General features: G+C 52.1%; 11 protein-coding genes. 10 read left to right on the forward strand and 1 reads right to left on the reverse strand.

Annotated features, from left to right (window positions below; all coding sequences use genetic code 11):
- Window positions 1–104 precede the first annotated feature (104 nt).
- The 8 genes from MRY86_RS15120 (at window position 105) to MRY86_RS15155 (ending at window position 13782) form a co-directional block, all read left to right on the forward strand.
- Entirely contained in the window at window positions 105–1919 is a 1815-nt protein-coding gene (locus MRY86_RS15120) for a hypothetical protein (RefSeq protein ID WP_293567228.1), read from the forward strand.
- Window positions 1920–2266: 347 nt separating this feature from the next.
- Window positions 2267–4510, forward strand: a complete 2244-nt coding sequence (locus MRY86_RS15125) for an MMPL family transporter (protein ID WP_293567229.1) — start codon at window positions 2267–2269, stop codon at window positions 4508–4510.
- A 547-nt stretch (window positions 4511–5057) separates the two neighbouring features.
- Window positions 5058–6854: a long-chain fatty acid--CoA ligase gene (locus tag MRY86_RS15130; protein WP_293567230.1), complete on the forward strand. Its 1797-nt coding sequence runs from the start codon at window positions 5058–5060 to the stop codon at window positions 6852–6854.
- A gap of 112 nt (window positions 6855–6966) precedes the next feature.
- Window positions 6967–8796, forward strand: a complete 1830-nt coding sequence (locus MRY86_RS15135; RefSeq protein ID WP_293567231.1) for a long-chain fatty acid--CoA ligase — start codon at window positions 6967–6969, stop codon at window positions 8794–8796.
- A gap of 46 nt (window positions 8797–8842) precedes the next feature.
- Window positions 8843–9409 carry a hypothetical protein gene (locus tag MRY86_RS15140; protein ID WP_293567232.1) on the forward strand — a complete coding sequence of 189 codons (567 nt, stop codon included), beginning with the start codon at window positions 8843–8845 and terminating at the stop codon, window positions 9407–9409.
- A 298-nt stretch (window positions 9410–9707) separates the two neighbouring features.
- Window positions 9708–11513 carry a PA domain-containing protein gene (locus tag MRY86_RS15145; protein ID WP_293567233.1) on the forward strand — a complete coding sequence of 602 codons (1806 nt, stop codon included), beginning with the start codon at window positions 9708–9710 and terminating at the stop codon, window positions 11511–11513.
- Between the two features lie 182 nt (window positions 11514–11695).
- On the forward strand, window positions 11696–12499 hold the full coding sequence (locus tag MRY86_RS15150; protein WP_039723554.1) for a TIGR00266 family protein: 804 nt from the start codon (window positions 11696–11698) through the stop codon (window positions 12497–12499).
- Between the two features lie 602 nt (window positions 12500–13101).
- Window positions 13102–13782 (forward strand): TetR/AcrR family transcriptional regulator, encoded by a 681-nt coding sequence (locus MRY86_RS15155; protein WP_293567234.1) that lies wholly within the window; start codon window positions 13102–13104, stop codon window positions 13780–13782.
- Here MRY86_RS15155 and MRY86_RS15160 read toward each other — a convergent pair.
- Window positions 13779–16388, reverse strand: a complete 2610-nt coding sequence (locus MRY86_RS15160; RefSeq protein WP_293567235.1) for a DNA gyrase/topoisomerase IV subunit A — start codon at window positions 16386–16388, stop codon at window positions 13779–13781. The two genes, MRY86_RS15155 and MRY86_RS15160, sit on opposite strands and share 4 nt — an antisense overlap.
- A gap of 320 nt (window positions 16389–16708) precedes the next feature.
- Between MRY86_RS15160 and MRY86_RS15165 the strand changes: the two genes are divergently transcribed.
- Together MRY86_RS15165 and MRY86_RS15170 are read left to right on the forward strand one after the other, a co-directional pair.
- Window positions 16709–17257: an RNA polymerase sigma factor gene (locus MRY86_RS15165; RefSeq protein WP_293567236.1), complete on the forward strand. Its 549-nt coding sequence runs from the start codon at window positions 16709–16711 to the stop codon at window positions 17255–17257.
- Window positions 17258–17262: 5 nt separating this feature from the next.
- Window positions 17263–18813, forward strand: a complete 1551-nt coding sequence (locus MRY86_RS15170; protein WP_293567237.1) for a hypothetical protein — start codon at window positions 17263–17265, stop codon at window positions 18811–18813.
- The last annotated feature ends 9 nt before the right edge of the window (window positions 18814–18822 follow it).

Consider the following 18822-nt stretch of genomic DNA (forward strand, 5'->3'; position numbering starts at 1 on the left):
CGTTTTGGACATGTACCAGGCAACAATCCTATAGCATATGCACCGGTGTACGCAAAAAAAGAACAAGCAGTGCGTATAGCCACTTTTCAAAAAATAAGAAAACCATGATGAAACTTTGGCAAACCACTTTAGCTGTTTTGTTCCTTACCATCTCATTGGCACAGGCTCAAAACGAATCCTTCTACACGGTTCAGGTCGGGACATTTATTGACGCAAAACCAGAAGACTTCAGTGCGTTGCGCGAATTGGGTTTTGTCCACGCACAAGACCTCGGGAACAATCTAATGGAAGTTTACGTTGGCGGGTTTGAGAACCGCCCCCCTGCCGAGCAGCTTGCGGCTAGTGTCCGCCAAAATGGCTATGCCAATGCTTTCGTTCAGGAACGTGCCATCGATCCTAATGCCCCGGCAGCAATTGTGCAAATGGCGACCCGCCAAATCAACCGCCCCATAGAGTGGGAAAGCCTGATGAAAGCAGGCCCGCTTTATGGCATACTGCAGGGCAATCTGATAAAAATAGTTACCGGCCCTTTCACCAGTGAAGCGGCTGCTCAGGCGGTACTGCCTGGCATTCGGGACTTGGGCTACAAAGATGCCTTTGTCAAAAACGTACCCAGTGGATACCTGCTGCCACTGACAGCATTCGAAACCGGTACAAAAAAACCGCTCATCCCATTGGCGATGAACGAAAACCCTGGCTCCGCTGCACCACCGCAGAGCTATGACCAGACAAAAGGCGAACGCCTGCCAAACAATAGTAACTCCACTCAGCCCTATACCACACCTGCCGATGCTAACGAAGTGCTTCAGGCCCGTCAGCCCGCAACACCGCCCCCTCCTCCCGCTGTGCCTAACCTTCCTTCAAGCTACGACTACTACGCGGGGGATGTCGCCCCGACAACAGGTACAGCACCCGCACCTGCTCTTCCAGCCATTGATGGCAGCGTAAAGCGGGGCTCTGCTCTCGACCTGCAACGTATCCTCAAAGCTGCCAAAGCTTACACGGGCTCATTGGATGGCTACTACGGGCCGGGCACCCAGGCAGGGTATGAAAAGTATTTTGCTCAAAACCGCACCCTGCAGCAGTATCAGCTTGTCGCCGAGCAATCGCCACTGCCCGGACAGGAAGGCGCAGACAGTGAGCTACAGAAAGTAATTAATGAAATGGGGTATAGCGCTGCCGCTGCTGCCCGCCTGGACGACTACAGCGCCGACCCGCTGGCTAAGGCTTACCAGGCTTACCAGCTGTTCCAGAATTTTGGACCAGGGCAGGAAGTCAATAAGCGCATGAATACCGCCATCCGGGAGGCTTTCCAGGGCAAAAAACTCGAAGGCGTGGCTTTTGATCCCAGCTTTACCTATGCTTACGAGAATAACGGACAGTTGATTCAGCACCTCTTGTTTGTACACGCCGCACCAGGTACGGAAGAAGCGGCCCCCTGCTGGTTGGCAGCCCGCCACCCGGCAGAATCAGCAGAAGCCTACACCTCATTATCTACATTAATCGGAGATGAATTAAAGCTACAAGGCTGTGGGCAGTTTGAAAGCTGGCCGGAGGTCCGGATTATGGTTACGCTGGCTGCAGATTTGGGCGCCCGGAGCTCCTTCGACCAGAAGCGGTTGGCACAAGCGGCTACGGAGCGCTCCCGTCTATACGCCGCTCCCAAAACCCTCAACGACAAGGAGCGGGAATCAGTGGAAAACTGGCACGAAAACCTGATGAAAGGTGTCAGCAACTGGTCAAAAAAAGACCCGCTTACGGAGCAGTTGGGCACAGCCTTCCAGGCGATGTATTTCCAAAGCCAGGTAAGGCTTGAAGATTACTTTATGGACAAGGGGTATAAGCCCAAGGAAGCCAAAGCTCTGGCACTCGCTGCTTTGCATACGCTGGTGGCCTACCACATGCAGCGTTTCGTGTAGCGCAAAACCTCAGCAGGAATGAACCCGCAGGCCGTGTGCAAAGAGATGCATACGGCCTGTTGTGTTCCTTCACCTGCCTGATGTGCTCAACTAAATTTACCCGGTGTGGTTATACTGACGATTAAGTGGTTTGCCACAGCAAACCTACTCAATGCCTGCCTGCGTATCGGTACTTCGGCAGACAGGTCAGCATCTACGCTGAGAAGTGGCTTGCGCCTGCCCTGACAAGCTATGCTTCGTCACTGGCCTGCCCTGACAAGCTACGCTTCGTCAGTGGTCGATGTCGCAAACCACTTCGTATTGCGTATATACCGTCGAACAAGTCAACAACTGAGCATCAACCTCGCATGAAAAGCAAACTGCGGATTATCTCTGTCGCCACCTTTCTGGTACTGGCAGCCATCAGCGGGTACTACGTTACCCAATTGCAATTCTCCTTCGATTTCGAACAGTTCTTCCCGGAAGGGGACGAAGACCTGGAGTTTTTCCGGGACTTTGTGGAAAACTTCGAAGGGGACGATAACTTTCTGCTCGTCGCTGTGCGCCGCGAACAGGGCGTCTTCGAACAGGACTTCCTGGAGCGGTTTCACGACTTCACGCTATCTGCACGCGAATTGCCTTACATCGAAGAAAGCCAGTCGCTGACCAAGTTCTCCTACCCGGTACGTACGCCATTCGCGATCACTACCGTGCCGGCGATTCACATCGATCAGCCAGAGCGGCTTCCGGCCGATAGCGCCCGTATTCTTTCGGATGAGCGCTTTGTGCACAACCTGATTTCAGAGGACGGGAAAACGCTAGTGGTATTCCTTAAGACCATTCCCAGCATACAACTCGATCAGGCACGCGAGCTCATGGCCGCCCTCGATGAGCAGATCAATACCTACGACTTCGAAGAATACCACTACCTCGGCCGGCCCTATTTTCAAAAGGAGCTGGTGGATATGCAAAAGCGGGAAATCACCGTATCTGCTATCATCTCGGGTATTTTGGTTACGCTAATCATGTTTGTCATCTTCCGCAAGCCCTGGGGCATCTTCGTAGCGCTGGTATCTATCGGGCTGGGCATGCTGCTGTTTATGGGGCTGTTGGGCGCTACCGGGCGGGAGCTGAATGCCATGGCTGCCCTCTACCCTGTGCTGATGATTATCGTGGGGACTTCAGATGTCATCCACATCATGTCCAAATACATCGACGAACTGCGAAAAGGCGAGCGGCAGGACAAAGCCATCGTAACCGCCATCAAGGAAATCGGGCTGGCCACGCTCCTGACTTCCATCACCACGGCGATCGGATTTGCCTCCCTGCTCACCAGCAAGGTGGGCCCAATTCGTGAATTCGGGATCAATGCAGCCATCGGAGTAATGGTGGCTTACGTGACCGTAATTTTCTTCACCACAGCGGTGCTTTCCTGGTTCCGTGCCGATCAGATTATCAAACTGGGTAAGGGGCAGGCTTTTTGGGAAAAATCTATGGATTGGGCGTACCACTTCACCCTGCGCTATCCCAGCCGGATTGCACTGGCTGCCGTTGTGACCCTGGGCATTGCCTTCTGGGGCATCTCCCGCATTACGACCAACTACGGCATCATTAACAATATGCCAATTGGCGAGAAAATTACTGAGGATTTCAAATTTTTTGAGAAAAACCTGACCGGTTTCCGCCCCATGGAATTCGCAGTATTTGCCAAAGAGGGCTACAAAGCTACCGACTGGGCAGTGATGCGGGAAATTGCTAAAGTGGAAAACCACCTGAAGCAGTACCCATCTGTACAAGCCGTAGCTTCCATTACCGCCGTCTACAAGAGCATCAATCAGATGATGAAAAATAACGCGCCCGAGGCCTACGCCATGCCCGAAACGGAGGCAGACTTCGAGCGCTATCAGCGGATGGCCCGCCGGGTGCCCAAGCTGAATGTAAATGTGCTACTGAGCAAAGATGAGACCAAAGCGCGCATCACGTCCCGGGTGCAGGACATCGGCGCTGACAGCATCAAAGCCATAGGCGAGGACATCGACCAATGGATCACCATGAATACGGATACTTCGGTGGTGGCCTTTCAGCGGACCGGCACCGGGCTGATTATCGATAAGAATGCCGAGTATGTGCGCCGCGATCTGCTCTATGGGCTTGGCATGGCCATTCTCATCGTGAGCGTGCTGATGGCTTTGCTTTTTCAGAATATCAAGATGCTGCTCATCTCCTTGTTGCCTAATATTTTCCCCCTGATACTGGCCGGTGCGCTGCTGGGCTTTCTGGGTATCGAGCTGGAAGCTGGTGTGTCCATTGTCTTTGCCGTGATTTTTGGCATCGCTGTAGATGATACCATACACTTCCTCAGTAAATACAAACTAGCTAAAAACAAGGGGCTGGAGCTGGAGCCCGCTATGCGCATCACCTTTTTGGAAACGGGGAAGGCCATCGTGCTGACCTCCATTATCCTGTTTTTTGGCTTCCTGGTGATGCTGTTCTCCATCCATCCGCCGAGTGTGACGATTGGGCTGCTGATCAGCCTGACCCTTTTGAGTGCCCTGATTAGCGATTTGCTGCTCATCCCATTGCTGATCCGCTGGATTATGCCGAAATCCTAGAGCTTTGTTAACCATGGATGAAGGCTAAGGGCAAATTGACTTGGCAATAAGAATTCAGAGAAGCCGCAGGTTATCCCAGCTGTAGAAAGAAAATGCTTGCAGTGCCCGAGCTTTAAGGGTCATGCGCTTGTGGCTCAATCCAGTGATTAGATTCTTGCCCGATGGGCTTTGCTGACAGTGGGGGCGAGTCCCTTTGGGGACTATATGTTGTGGGTAATCTCCAATCTACTAAAGTTTCTCCCCGCGCCATAGGTGCGGAATGTGTTTTCCCCAAGGGATTGATGCCAAGCCCCGAGCAGCATGAAAAAGTTATGGAGCGCAGTCGCCTCTACAGGTTCAGTAGCTTACCTTCCGCACCTAACGGCGCGGCACCTGTGCGTTGGCATTTGGGTTACCGATATACGCATGGTTTAGCGATGGGCATCCAATGGCGCGGCAGCCCCAAATATAGCTACCCATTTCAAGCTTGACAAAACACCGTGAAGTCTACAAAAAACCCTATCTTTCAGGGAGCCCCAAGTCGAAACCTATACCTAAGCCCCCTGATATGGACTTCCGGCGATTATTCGACATCTTGCCCTATCAACAGCACTGCTTTCCCAACAAGAGAGCCCTTGCCATTCGCGAAAGCGTAGGCTGGCAGTATTTCAGCACCCAAGACTGCGAGCAGATTGCTGCCCGTATTAGTGCTGGCTGGCTGGCGCTGGGACTCAGGCGGGGCGACCGCGTGGCAATCCTGGCCGAACGCTGCAGCCCGCGCTGGCTGCTCATGGATATCGCCCTGATGCAGGCCGGGCTCATCCCGGTGCCCGTACATAGCCACTGCAGCGACCGGGAGTTACAGTTCATCCTCAGGGAAGCCGGTGTAGGCTACGTCGTAACGGCCAACCGGGAGGCTACCGAAAAAGTACAGCAAATCAAGGAGCAATTACCGGATTTGAGGGAAGTGTATTGCATGCAGTCCCTGCCCGATCATCCGAGTTGGGACGACCTGCTGACTGAGCCTACCGCCTCCGATCAGGAAAAGCTGCAGGTGCTCCGGGCGGCTATTCACGAAGAAGACCTGGCTACCATCGTCTACACCTCGGGCACTGCCGGCGAGCCTAAGGGCGTCATGCTCTCCCACCGCAATATCGTCAGCAACATCAAAGCTACCATCAGCCTTGTACCGGTCAATGCGAACAGCCGGGTGATCAGCTTCCTGCCGCCAAGCCACATTTTCGAGCGCATGGTCAACTACGCTTACCTGGCCTGCGGCGCTTCGGTGTACTACTCCAACAACCCCGAAGAAACCCGCTATCTGATGCGCAAAGTGAAGCCGCATTACTTCACGGTAGTACCCCGCTTGCTGGAACGCGCCTACGACGAAATTCAGGAACGCATAGGGCAATTGCCCGTGCTGCCCCGCTGGGTGGCGCATTGGGCCATTCGGTTAGGGATGCAGTACCGGATGCGGCATCGGGGCCATCTTTTGTACCGTATGCAACTGGGCGTGGCCAACCTGCTGGTGTTTAGCGTCTGGAGGCGCTTGTTGGGTGGGCGCGTAAAGGGCATCATGGTCGGCGCTGCCGCACTGCAGCCCCGGCTGGCACGGCTGTTTTCGGCTGCCGGGCTTTCCATTCATGAGGGCTATGGCATGACCGAGACTTCGCCCGTGGTTGCCTTCAACCGGTTTGAGCCGGGCGGCACCCGCTTTGGCACCGTGGGGCGGCCTATTCCTGGCATTGAAGTGAAAATAGAAGAAAGCGATGATGGGGATGGGGAAATCCTCGTACGGGGGCCGAATGTCATGCTGGGCTACTACAACAGGCCGGAGGACACCCAGCGCGTGCTGTCGGAAGACGGCTGGCTGCAAACCGGCGACCGCGGGCAGTGGGTGCACAAGCGGTTCCTGAAAATAACGGGCCGGCAAAAAGACATTTTCAAAACCACCAACGGCAGGTACGTCGCTCCGGAAGAAATCGAAAACCTGGCCAAAAGCACACCTTATATAGAGGAGTGCATGGTGCTTGGTGCACAGCGGCCGTTTCCGGTTGCCCTTATCCTGCCGCAGTTTGGGCTGCTGAAGCAATGGTGCGAGGCGCACAACGTACACTGGACTGCCCCGCAGTTTATGGTGCACAATCATAAGGTAGTCAACTTCATGCAGGAGCAAATGGCTATTGTGAATGCCCAATTGCCGCATTACAAACAGGTGGGGCAAATCCACCTGCTCCACGAGCCCTGGACCGCAGCAAGTGGCGACCTTACGCCAACGCTAAAGCCCCGCCGGGAACGTATAGCAGAAAAATTCCAAAAAGAAATTGATGCCCTCTACGAACAGGGTGCCGCCCTTCGGGGTTGATTGTTTGGCTTAAAAGAATGTTGGCAGACAGTCGTTTTTTTGCTGCTTTATTTCGCACATTTGCTTTCTGCCAATTATCTTTCGGATACCTAACCAAAACTTGCAGGACAATATGGACCATCCAACCAGGTTATTTGACTTTATACAGTACCAGCTCAAGCACAATCCTCAGGACAAGGCTTACGGGTACCGCCAAAACGAGCAATGGGTGTACTACAGCACCCAGGAAACAGTGGATAAAGCCAATAAGGTCAGCCGGGGCTTGCTCAAGCTTGGGGTGAAACCGGGCGATAAAATTGCCATGGCTGTGTATCAAAACCGGCCGGAATGGGCGGTGCTGGACCTGGGCATACAGCAAATCGGGGCCATTAACGTGCCGGTCTACCCAACGATCAGCCCGGCGGAATATGAGTACATCTTCAACGACGCAGAAGTGAAGTACGCCTTCGTGGGCAAAGATGACCTGTACGATAAGGTAAATACGGCCAAGGCTAATGTCCCTTCCCTCTTGGATATCTACACCTTCGATCGTCAGGATGGGCGGCCCTACTGGGAAGATATCTTCTCAGATGAAGGACAGGCGGAAGTGGAAGCGATCATGGCTAAAATTAAGCCCAGCGAGCTGGCGACCATCATCTATACCTCGGGCACTACCGGTGAGCCCAAGGGCGTCATGTTGTCGCACCGTAATATCGTGAGCAACGTGATGGACGTGATGAACATTTTCCCGATAGACAACGAGCACAAGGTGCTAAGTTTCCTGCCGCTGTGCCATATTTTCGAACGAGCTGCACTCTACGCCTATACTTTCCTGAGCGCGAGCATCACCTTTACCGGCACGGATAACCTCGGTGGGGATGAGGGCGACCTGAAAGCCGTGCAGCCGCATTTTTTTACTACGGTGCCCCGCCTGCTGGAAAAGGTCTACGAAAAAATCTACAACAAAGGCCTGGAACTGACAGGCGCGAAAAAGTCCCTCTTCTTTTGGGCCCTCAACCTGACAGAGGACTATGAATACGATAAATCCTACAGTGGCCTAAAAGCCATTAAGATGAAAATCGCTGATAAGCTGATTTTCAGTAAATGGCGGGAAGCGCTCGGCGGCAACGTCAGAGGTATCATTACCGGGGCCGCCCCCTGCCCGGTCAAAATGGCGAAGGTGTTTTCGGCTGCCGGCGTACCCATCCGCGAAGGGTATGGGCTTACGGAGACTTCACCGGGCCTGGCTATTGGGCACTTCACACCGGGCGGAGGTATGTTGGGCACGATTGGGCCGGCTTTGAAGAGCGTGGAATTGCGCATCGACGATTCTGAGGGCACTTATAACTCCGGCGAGGGCGAAATCCTGGCGAAAGGGCCAAACGTGATGATGGGCTACTACAACAAGCCCGAAGCGACCGCCGAGGTCTTTAAAGATATTGACGGAGAGCGGTGGTTCCGCACCGGTGATGTGGGTACCCTGGTACCTGGTCCGGGCGGCAAACCGTTCCTGAAAATCACCGACCGCAAGAAAGAGCTGCTCAAAACCTCCGGTGGCAAGTACGTAGCGCCGGCACCGATCGAAAATAAGCTCAAGGAAGACTTCCTCGTGGAGCAGGTCATGGTGGTCGGTGAGCAGCGCAAATTTGTTTCTGCCATCATTCTGCCCGCCGAAGACGCACTCAAAGACTGGTGCGCCCGTCATGGGGTGGAGTGGAAAGGCATGCAGGACGCCGTACAGCAACCTGAAGTTATTGCCAAATACCAATCGATCATCGATCAGTACAATCCGAATTTCAGCAAAATAGAGCAGATCAAGAAGTTCTGCCTGATTGCAGCTTCCTGGGAGCCCAGCCGTACAGACGGTACAGCTGCTGAACTGACGCCAACGATGAAGCTCAAGCGGCGGGTCATCCGTGACAAGTACCAGCAAGACATCGAAGCCATCTACGCAGAAGTTTAGCTAAACAAAGCAGCAACCCAGCCATTTGGATAGTAAAACCCTTCGAATGGCTGACCTCACTAAACAACTCCATCATTTGCTAAAGCAGGGCGCGGAGCTTTTTCATCCCGGTGGAAAAGCTCCGTTGCTTTTTGCGGAAGCAGCTGAAGACTGGAAGGAACTCTCGACACTAACGCCCGAACAGGAAGGCCTGCAGCAAAACCGCTATCAGATTACAGCTGCCGATTTTGATGAACCTACCGGGAAATTATACGTGGCGTATAGCAAGACCGATTACCTGCAGGTGCGGCAGGTGCCTTTCGAAGCACTTAAAAGCCACCGGCAGCTTTTGGAGCAATGGTACCTTTGGCTTACCCGGGAGAAATTGCCGCAGCAGGCACAAGTGGAGCAATGGCCTATTCAGGAAGATCATTGCCTGCAACGCGTGGTCTTGGACGACTTGTTTCAGGATTGCTGGTACAACCATCTCAACCGGCCTAAACCAGCCTATCGACAGTTGGACAATCTGCAGCTTGGGCAGAGTTTGCAGCTTTTGAGCCGGATGGAGCGAGAAGGAGAGCCGTTGGTCGCAGCGTTAAATGTCAGCAGCCTGACGTTTCGCGGAAAAATATAAACCGAGCCCCGCAGCGAACCGGATGGCTTAAACGATTATTCTAATGGTGTTCAATTCGCCCGGTTCTCCTTTGTTGTCAAAAGAGTTTGGGGTTGAAAAAGATTTCATTTCGGACAGTATGACAAAATGATTAATTTAGCAACCTGAAATTCGAAGCCGAGCCTGTTTTGTCGGCAGTTTGATACTACACACTGAAGTTTTCCGAAAGCCCCATTAATCAAAATCAGACTTGGATTAGCCCGCTCCGGCGGTCTTTATATCGTATGTTTAAAACGATTTAGTAATCAAAATTGCTTCTATGAAAATTTTTACGACTACAATCCTTTCCCTGTTCGTGGCTATCACTATGGTCAATGCGCAGGTGGTTTTCGTCAACTCTCCCGAAGAACTTTTAGGGGGGTATGAGTTTGGAACTGCGGCTAACTTTGGTACGCCACTTACGGATACCCTGGTAACTGCTGATGCCGCATTCATTGACGACGGTACCGGAGAGACAGCAACGCAAGGCTGTATGGCCGCCGTAAACGGTGCAGAACTGGAAGGTAAGATTGCCCTCGTTGACCGTGGCAGCTGTACTTTCGTTTCAAAGGCGCTCAATGCGCAAAACGCAGGCGCGCTTGGTATAATCATTTTCAACAACCAGCCAGGCGCGGGTGTCATCCCCATGGGAGGTGATGATTTGTCCATTACGATCCCGGTAGCTATGCTAAGCTATGAGGACGGTCAGGCCATCCGTACTGCTCTGGAGAGTGGGGCGGTGAACATCACAATGGGCAACCTGGTACTGCCAAACGATATTGGAGCAACACCTGCAAACGTGATGACAGCCCCCTACGGTATCGTGCCATTGGAGCAAGTGACACCTGAGAATTTTACGGTCGTTCCTGGTGCAAGTATTGTTAATAACGGATCCAACAATGCTGCAAATTTCGACATTTCTGCAACTGTAGAATACACGGAACTCGATGGTTCAAACCCTGCAACCGTTTACACTGAGTCGACGACTCTGGAAGAAACGGTAGAGCCGGATTCAACATCCAGCCTTGCTGTTCTACCGGGATTCGTACCTGAGAACGGCATTGGCCGCTATACAGTGACTTATAGTGTTGAATCGGATAGCGTAGACCAACTGGATTTTGATAACACCTTCTCTTCTACCTTTACCATTTCGGACTCCCTGTACAGTAAAGCACAGTGGGATCCTGAAACAGGTCTGCCTAACAGCACGGGAACATTTTATGCTTTAGAAGGAGGCGGTGTATACGAATTACTTGCACCATTTGCATTTCCTTCAGGAGCTGGTTTAATTCGTATCGATACCATTCTTTATGAGGTCCTCTCCGCAACGGGTACTACACTAGCCGATGCCTCTTTTGAAGGGTATGTTTACGAGTGGATAGATGCAGATGAAGACAGTATAATAGCAAATACAGAAGTCGAGGTTGTAGGTATTGCAACATTCGCTTTCCCGGAAGACTATGCTGAACAAACAGGTGTCCTTAGACTTCCTGTTGCCAACTTTGAGACTTTTGCCGAGCCAGGGCCTATTGTTAATCCAGAGGCTTCCGCCTATATGGTTGGAGTGCGTCATACGGGCGAAGGGTCTGTGTTTATGGCTTTCGACGAGAGTATTAGTTACACACAGTACGTTGACTACAAGGTGGCGAACGGGACCTACAATATAGCGGATGAGCCTTATTTTGTGGAGTCAGATTTTGATCCGGAAACCAATACACCTGATTTTGCAAATCTGGGTCTTTTTCAAGGATTAGCACGCGATGCTGGTGTTTCGATTGCAATCAAGACGTCCCCATTACCCACAAGCACAGAGGACGTAGTAGGTGCAGAAACCTTTGAGATGGACATCTTCCCGAACCCAACTGCGGAGAAGCTGACCACCAATATCACTTTCAAGGAGAGCACAAGCTTCGTAGAGTACAACATCACTTCTGCTAACGGACAGGTGCTGTTGCGTCAGCGCGACAACAGTGTAGGTGAGCGCGAGCAGGCAGAATTCAATGTAGAGGCACTGCCAGCCGGTCAGTACTTTCTGATGATCCGCACCGAGCAGGGCATTCAGACGATGCCATTTGTGAAGAAGTAATCTACTGCCAAGTAGTGTATAACTAAAAACCCAAAAGGGTTTTCCATTCAATCAGGCGCCCCGCTGGAGTTTTCCGGTGGGGCGCTTGTCGTTAATTTGCGCGTATCCCTCGAAAGGATTAGGGGCTTCTAAGCGAGAAAACTTATTTTAAGGCATTAATTCTAATAAACCACACCTTATCCATGAATGCACACGAGATAGATTTTCAGATCTTCGGTGAAGAAATGCAGTACGTTGAGATTGAGCTTGACCCCTATGAGACGGTCATCGCAGAAGCCGGCAGCTTTATGATGATGGACGACAGCATCGAGATGGCCACCATTTTTGGCGATGGCAGCCACCGGGAAGAAAATTCCGGTCTTTGGGGCAAAGTCCTTTCGGCTGGCAAGCGCCTGATTACCGGGGAGAGCCTGTTTATGACGGCATTTACGCATGCCGGGACCGGGAAGAAGCGTGTTTCTTTTGCTTCGCCCTACCCCGGGCGGATTATCCCCCTCGACCTGTCAGAGCACGGTGGCAAAGTCATCTGTCAGAAGGATGCTTTCCTTTGCGCTGCCAAAGGGGTATCTGTCGGTATTGAGTTTTCGAAGCGGCTGGGCCGGGGCTTCTTCGGGGGCGAAGGCTTCATCATGCAAAAGCTGGAAGGCGATGGCTTGTCCTTCCTGCATGCCGGTGGCACCGTTACCCGCAAAGAGCTGGCCATAGGCGAAACGATGCGGGTAGATACGGGCTGCCTTGTGGGCTTCACGCAGGATGTAGACTACGATATTGAGATGGTGCGCGGTGTGCGTAATGCTATTTTCGGTGGAGAGGGCCTGTTTTATGCCCGCCTTCAGGGGCCGGGCAGCGTATGGGTACAATCCCTGCCTTTCAGCCGCCTGGCTGACCGCGTCCTGCGGGCGTCCAAACACTACGGTGGTGGCAAAAAGGGCGAAGGCAGTGTACTCGGCGGCCTTGGCGACCTGCTCGACGGGGATGGCTGGTAAGCACAAAAAAAATAAGTCACCGCTGCAAACAAAAATTCGAACACGCTGTTTATTGGTAGTTTTACTATCAGTTTGAGTCGAATTACTCAAAAGATAGTGACAAGAATTTCTGTTGTAGTTCATTCCGGTTATCCACTGGAATTGAATTTACATGGTGACTGAGGCTTTTGGAGGAGAGGCATTGCCTCTCCTTTTTTATTGTTTTTTGATAGCTTTTCTATCGGTTTTTGACCACTTCTAAGAGATCGTATAGGTCTGCCCCGTATTTAATAGTCGTCGTGCGCATGGAGCGGGCGCCGTACATGGACCGATTGGGGCTGTATGCGAGGGATAATGTGATCCGGAGTTTGCAGCAGGAAGGCATCCTTCTGGCCTGCTTCGGTTTGCAGGATTAGCCCCTGCTTATACTGGTTCGAAACAACATTATTCCCGGCCTTATCATTGATAAATTTTATTTTTGAAGGATTCGAATCCTGCCTTTGCTGGCTGAAGCCTTACCTTGAGCAGGAAAAACCCGGCGACCTGACTGAAGAACAGGCCAGGCAGCCCTGAAAGCACAATTACACAGGTGGTTGATCGTACCTACAAAAACTGCAATAGCGATGTCAATTTTCATTCAGATGCAGCTCAACGAAAGGTTGTATCTCAAAAACCCACAGGACACCAAGCTGGGCAAAAAGATCATTCAGTACAGCATTATCCTGATTGATGAGATCGGGTTTGAGGCTTTTACCTTCAAAAAGCTGGCAGAGCGGATCAACTCCACAGAGGCCTCCGTTTACCGCTATTTTGAGAATAAGCACCGACTGTTGGTCTACCTGCTTTGCTGGTATTGGGAGTGGATGAAGTTCCACATCGATTACAATACTATGAATATTGAAGACCCGAAGCAGAAACTGAAAATTGCCATCTCCGCTATCGTGGATACCTCCCGCCGGAATACCTCCATTCAGTTTGTGGATGAAGATGTGCTGCACCGCATCGTAGTGGCAGAAGCCACCAAGGCGTACCACACCAAACAGGTGGACGAAGAAAATAAGGAGGGCTTTTTCCTGACCTACAAAAGCCTGGCCAAGCGCATCGCAAAAATCATCAAAGAAGTCAATCCCGATTATGCTTATCCCAGAGCACTGGCCAGCACGCTGCTGGAAATGGCGAACAACCACATCTACTTCGCCCAGCACCTGCCCTCCCTCACTGATATCGAAGTGAAGGAGGATGACCTGAGCCAGGTGGAGGAGTTGCTGGAAGACTTCGCCTTCGGATTATTGATCCGGGGTTAATCAAACATCTTCGTTTGCCCATCGTCTTCCACATCAAAGTCGATGCTATCCCCCGGCTTGAGTTTTTCCTCACCGCCCTTTGAGGCAGCGGTTTCCTTTTCCAGGGGGCTTACAGACAGCAGGCGTTGATCGGCGACTTTGTTGCCCATGGCACGCCAGCCTTTGACGTCAATGAAGTCCTCTATGTCGAGCTCCTGATCGATTTTCTGGCTGCCCTCTTTGATCTGATATTGGATAGCGGCACCCGGTTCGGGCGTAGCAAACAACAGCTTGCTCTTCTTGTGCTCCGTGATGAACAGGAAGCGCTGATTGGTAGAGGTGGTCTCCACCTGAAAGCGCTTGGCGACGGACCAGCCCCGCTCGCCTTCATAGTAGACCGCGCTGACGACGGCTTCAGGGTCGAACTTCCCAATGGAGACAATCTCTTTGGGCTCAAATTTTTTATTGAGGTCGAGCTCAATCACTTCGTAAGACCCTTCCTTGTAAATGGCAAAAAGGTGGTCGCCGGAGTTGAACTCGCCCAGAAGCAGCCCCCGCTCATCGGTATTCAGGCGGCCGCTGACTTCATCCATCCATATTTTGATCGCGCCAAGGGTTGATTCTCCTTCTTCTTTCAGCGAAACCTTGCGCACGGGGTATTTGGTTACGGTATTGCCTTTGGAGCCCCGCCCTTTGATCTCCAACTCACTGAAGTCATAATCGAAGACTTTATTCCGCGCCCGGCTGCCCTGTGTGAGTTGCACGGTAACGACTTCGGCTTCTCCATTCGGGTTGGCGGTGAAATACAGCGGTTTTGAACCGTTTTCACCCGTGGTCATATCGTACTCCCGGTCACGGGTGATGGACTGTACCTGAAAGCGCTTGGCGAACGTCCGCCCGGTCTTGCCGTCTACGTATATGGCGTTGTAGGTCGTCCGGTCATCGCCCTTCTTCCAGACATCAATATGGATGATATCCTTGCCGACAAAGACTTTATCCGCAATCCGGGACACCTGATACTTACCATCTTTTCGGAAAACGATGATATCCGCGATGTCTGAGCACTCGCAAACGAATTCGTCCTTTTTCAGGCCTGTACCGAAGAAGCCCTCCTTCCGGTCTACATACAGCTTAGCATTTTTAGCCACCACCTCTGTCGCTTCGATGTTCTCAAAGGTGGTGATAATGGTGCGCCGCTCTTTGCCTTTGCCGAATTTCTGCAACAGGTTTTCGTAGTATGCAATGGCGTAGTCCGTGAGATTGTCGAGGTGATGCTGCACTTCCTTGAGCTCCTCTTCCAGCTTACTGATCTGCTCCTCCGCTTTGAAGGTATTGTATTTAGAAATCCGCTTGATCCGGATTTCGGTCAGCCGCACGAGGTCGTCCTCTGTGATGTCCCGCAGGAGTTCCAGCCGGTCATCGTTTTTCTTTTGCTTTTCTCCGGGCACACGCACATACTTCCGCAGGCCGCTGTCTACCGCTTCCAATACCGCCTCCCAGGTTTCGCACTGCTCAATGTCCCGGTAGATGCGGTTTTCGATGAAAATCTTTTCGAGGCTGGCGAAGTGCAGTTTCTCCAGCAGCTCCGCCTTGCGGATTTCCAGCTCCCGCTTTAGAAGGGCTTTGGTTTGCTGCGTGCAAATATCCAGGATGTCCTCCACGGTCATGAAGTGGGGCTTGTCCTTAATGATGACGCAGGCGTTTGGTGAAATGGATATTTCACAGTTGGTAAAGGCATAAAGCGCATCAATGGTGAGGTCAGGGGAAACGCCGTTCCCAAGCTCTACCAGTACTTCGACGTGCTCGGCGGTATTGTCCACCACCTTTTTGATCTTGATTTTGCCTTTGTCGTTGGCCTTGAGAATACTGTCAATGAGGGACTGCGTAGTCGTGGCATAGGGCAGTTCTTTAATGGCCAGAGTGCTTTTGTCTACGGCCTCAATTTTAGCCCGCACCTTTACCCGGCCGCCCCGTTTGCCGCTCCGATAGTCCGATACATCTATCATGCCGCCGGTTTGGAAATCGGGGTAGATTTTGACCCTCTTTCCCTGCAGCAGCTTGATAGAAGCCTTGATGAGCTCGTTGAAGTTGTGCGGCAGGATTTTAGTAGAAAGCCCCACAGCTATGCCATCAGTACCCTGCGCCAGGAGCATGGGGAACTTCATCGGCAGCCCGATTGGCTCCTTCTTCCGGCCATCGTAGCTCAGCTGCCAGTCGGTGGTCTGAGGGTTGAAGGCCACCTCCAGCGCAAACTTGGTCAGGCGCGCCTCAATGTAACGGGGAGCGGCTGCGCTGTCGCCGGTACGCACATCGCCCCAGTTGCCCTGCGGGTCAATGAGCAGGTCCTTTTGCCCAAGATTGACCAGGGCATCGCCAATGGCAGCATCCCCGTGCGGGTGGTACTGCATGGTCTGCCCGATGATGTTCGCGACTTTGTGGTAACGCCCGTCGTGCATTTCCCGCATAGCGTGGAGTATACGCCGCTGTACGGGTTTCAATCCGTCAATAATGCCGGGTACGGCGCGCTCCAGAATAACGTAGGAAGCATAGTCCAGGAAGTAATCCTCATACATCCCCTTAAGGGTGATGATATTTTCCTGACCGTTCTGTTCAGCTGTCTCACTCATATTTTGACTGGCTTATGCCTGTATGTATTTTCCTCAAAAGTACAAAAATACCGTCAAAAAAATAAACAAAAAATTTATACGAAAACACGTTTAAAACAAACCGGGGTTCCACAGATTCGCAAAAGGCGGCAGAAATGGAAGCAGTGGGCAGCGGATCCGATCTGCAAAGCGTTCTTAACTGTAGGTTAGCTACATTACGCCTTGATATTTGAAGTAAACATCATCATCTAACTCTATTTAGCATAGAAAAGACAAAGCATACCTGCTTTCCCGGTTGTATCTTTTGCTGAATTAGGGTAATTTGGGCTAATTGAACATACATGGATATCGCTTTGCCCTTAGAAAACAATGAAAAAGGCTTGATACAGGCCTGCGTTCGCCGGGAGCGCTGGGCTCAGAAGGTGTTGTACGAAGAGTACTACAGCCGGATGATGGGCGTATGCCTCCGTTATGCTACCGATGAGGAAGAAGCACTTGATATTCTGCATGAAGGGTTTATCAAGGTTTTCCGGCACGTCGGCAAGTATAAACCGGGGACGTCGCTTTCTGCATGGATTCGGCGCATTATGGTCAATACGGCAATTGACTACTACCGTAAAAACAGCCGCCGCCGCACTGAGGACATGGACGAGGCGTATGACATCAGTACCAATGACCCGGATGCGATCAGCCGCTGCACGGAGCAGGAAATACTCGAAGCCATACAGGAGCTTACGCCTTCCTACCGCGCCGTTTTTAATTTGTATGTGATCGAAGGGTACGCACATAAAGAAATTGCAGAGCTACTTGATATAACAGAAAGCACTTCCAGGTCGAACCTGGTAAAAGCTCGGTTGAAACTGAAAGAAATACTGAGCGAACGACTATAAAGGATATGAAGAAAAGAGAAGATCACCATTTTGATGAACAAATCCGCCAGAAGATGACCAACCTCCGGCCTGAAACCGGTGCGCCAGATTGGTCGGCTTTTGAGGAGCAGCTTGACGCGGCGGAGGCCCTTGATGCGGGTCCGGCAGAAGCTGACCCACGTGAGGTGGACGAGGTGATCTTTGGCAAGATGCATCAGTATGAGGTGCCCTATGAGCCTGCTCACTGGGCTCGTATGGAAGCTAAGCTTAATGAGTGGTTTACCTGGCCGCAGTACGTACTCCGCTACAAGTCTATGGAGCTGGCACTTTTCCTGCTGCTTTTCATCACCTGTTGGCAGTACCTGCCGAAACTGGGGACACCGGTCGCGGGCAGTCAACCTGACGGAAAACCTCTTTACACTGATGTGCCGGCAGGTCATCAATCTGAAAAAGAAACGCCTGCCGAAATTCAGGGGCTTTCTATGGACAATCCAATGTCCAGCTCTGACCTGTTGGCAGCAAAGCAGGGGCAACCGTCCCAAGAGGCTGACAAGCGCAACAACTTGCTAAGCCAAAGTGCGTTATCAGAACCGGTCAATGAAGCAATTGCTCAGGGTACGGCAGCAGCAAAAAGCCGGACCTGGGCTCCTTTACCCCAGCTTTCAGATACAGAACCCCCGCAAAGCCTTCGCTCCAATGCTGTGGCAGAAGCTTCAGCATTGCCCTTCCCCGCCCTCAAAGGCCCTATGGCTGCAATGGAAAATCCCATGTTTGATAGGGCTGCCTTAACCTTGCTTCCAGGATTGCCCTTTGAGACGCTGGCGGAGCCTGCAGCTGATTTGGGAGATACCAAAGTCAGGCGCATAAAGAAACGGCCCACTTTACTGGTGGGCATGTTTGGCAGTGCGGATTACAACCATATCCTGGTACCGGCAAGCTCCGAAAAACGACTGACGGAAAGCCTTGAGCGGGCGGCAATAGGATATGGCGGCGGTCTGTCCCTAAGTGCTGACTTCGGCCGTCTGGAAGTTGAAACCGGAGCCATTTACGCCGCGCGTTATTACCCGGTGGGTATTGTTTACGTAAGGGGTAGTTTGTTATCGGGGCTGCGTGGTGATGAGCTGCGCACGACAGAACTGAATATGCTTAGCGTTCCGCTGCATATTCGTTACGATTACTGGCAGCGCAATAAATGGCGGGCTTACGTTTTGGGGGGCGGGTCTGTACAGGTCGCTTTCCAAACCAATTACTACACGGCAGAAGCGCCTCAGTTTGACTTCCTGCCAGCAATGCCGCCACCGGTGACCGATGGGCCGGGGGGGGAGTCTGAAATTGACCGCATCCGGCGCAATGGGCAAGGCTGGTTTGAAGGAGGCAACTTTAAGGATAATGCCTATCTCACGCTCAACTTTGGCTTTGGAGCCGAACGGTACTTCTCAGAGCGTTGGAGCCTTTTCGTACAGCCAGTTTATCAGCATTCCGTGCATTATTTCAAAAATGTTGATGGCTTGGGGCCAAACAACGACCGGATCAATTCGCTGTCGGTTCTGATTGGTACCCGTGTACGCTTGAAGTAGCTTGTAGCT

The organism is Phaeodactylibacter sp. (assembly GCF_022763345.1).
GTDB lineage: Bacteria > Bacteroidota > Bacteroidia > Chitinophagales > Saprospiraceae > Phaeodactylibacter.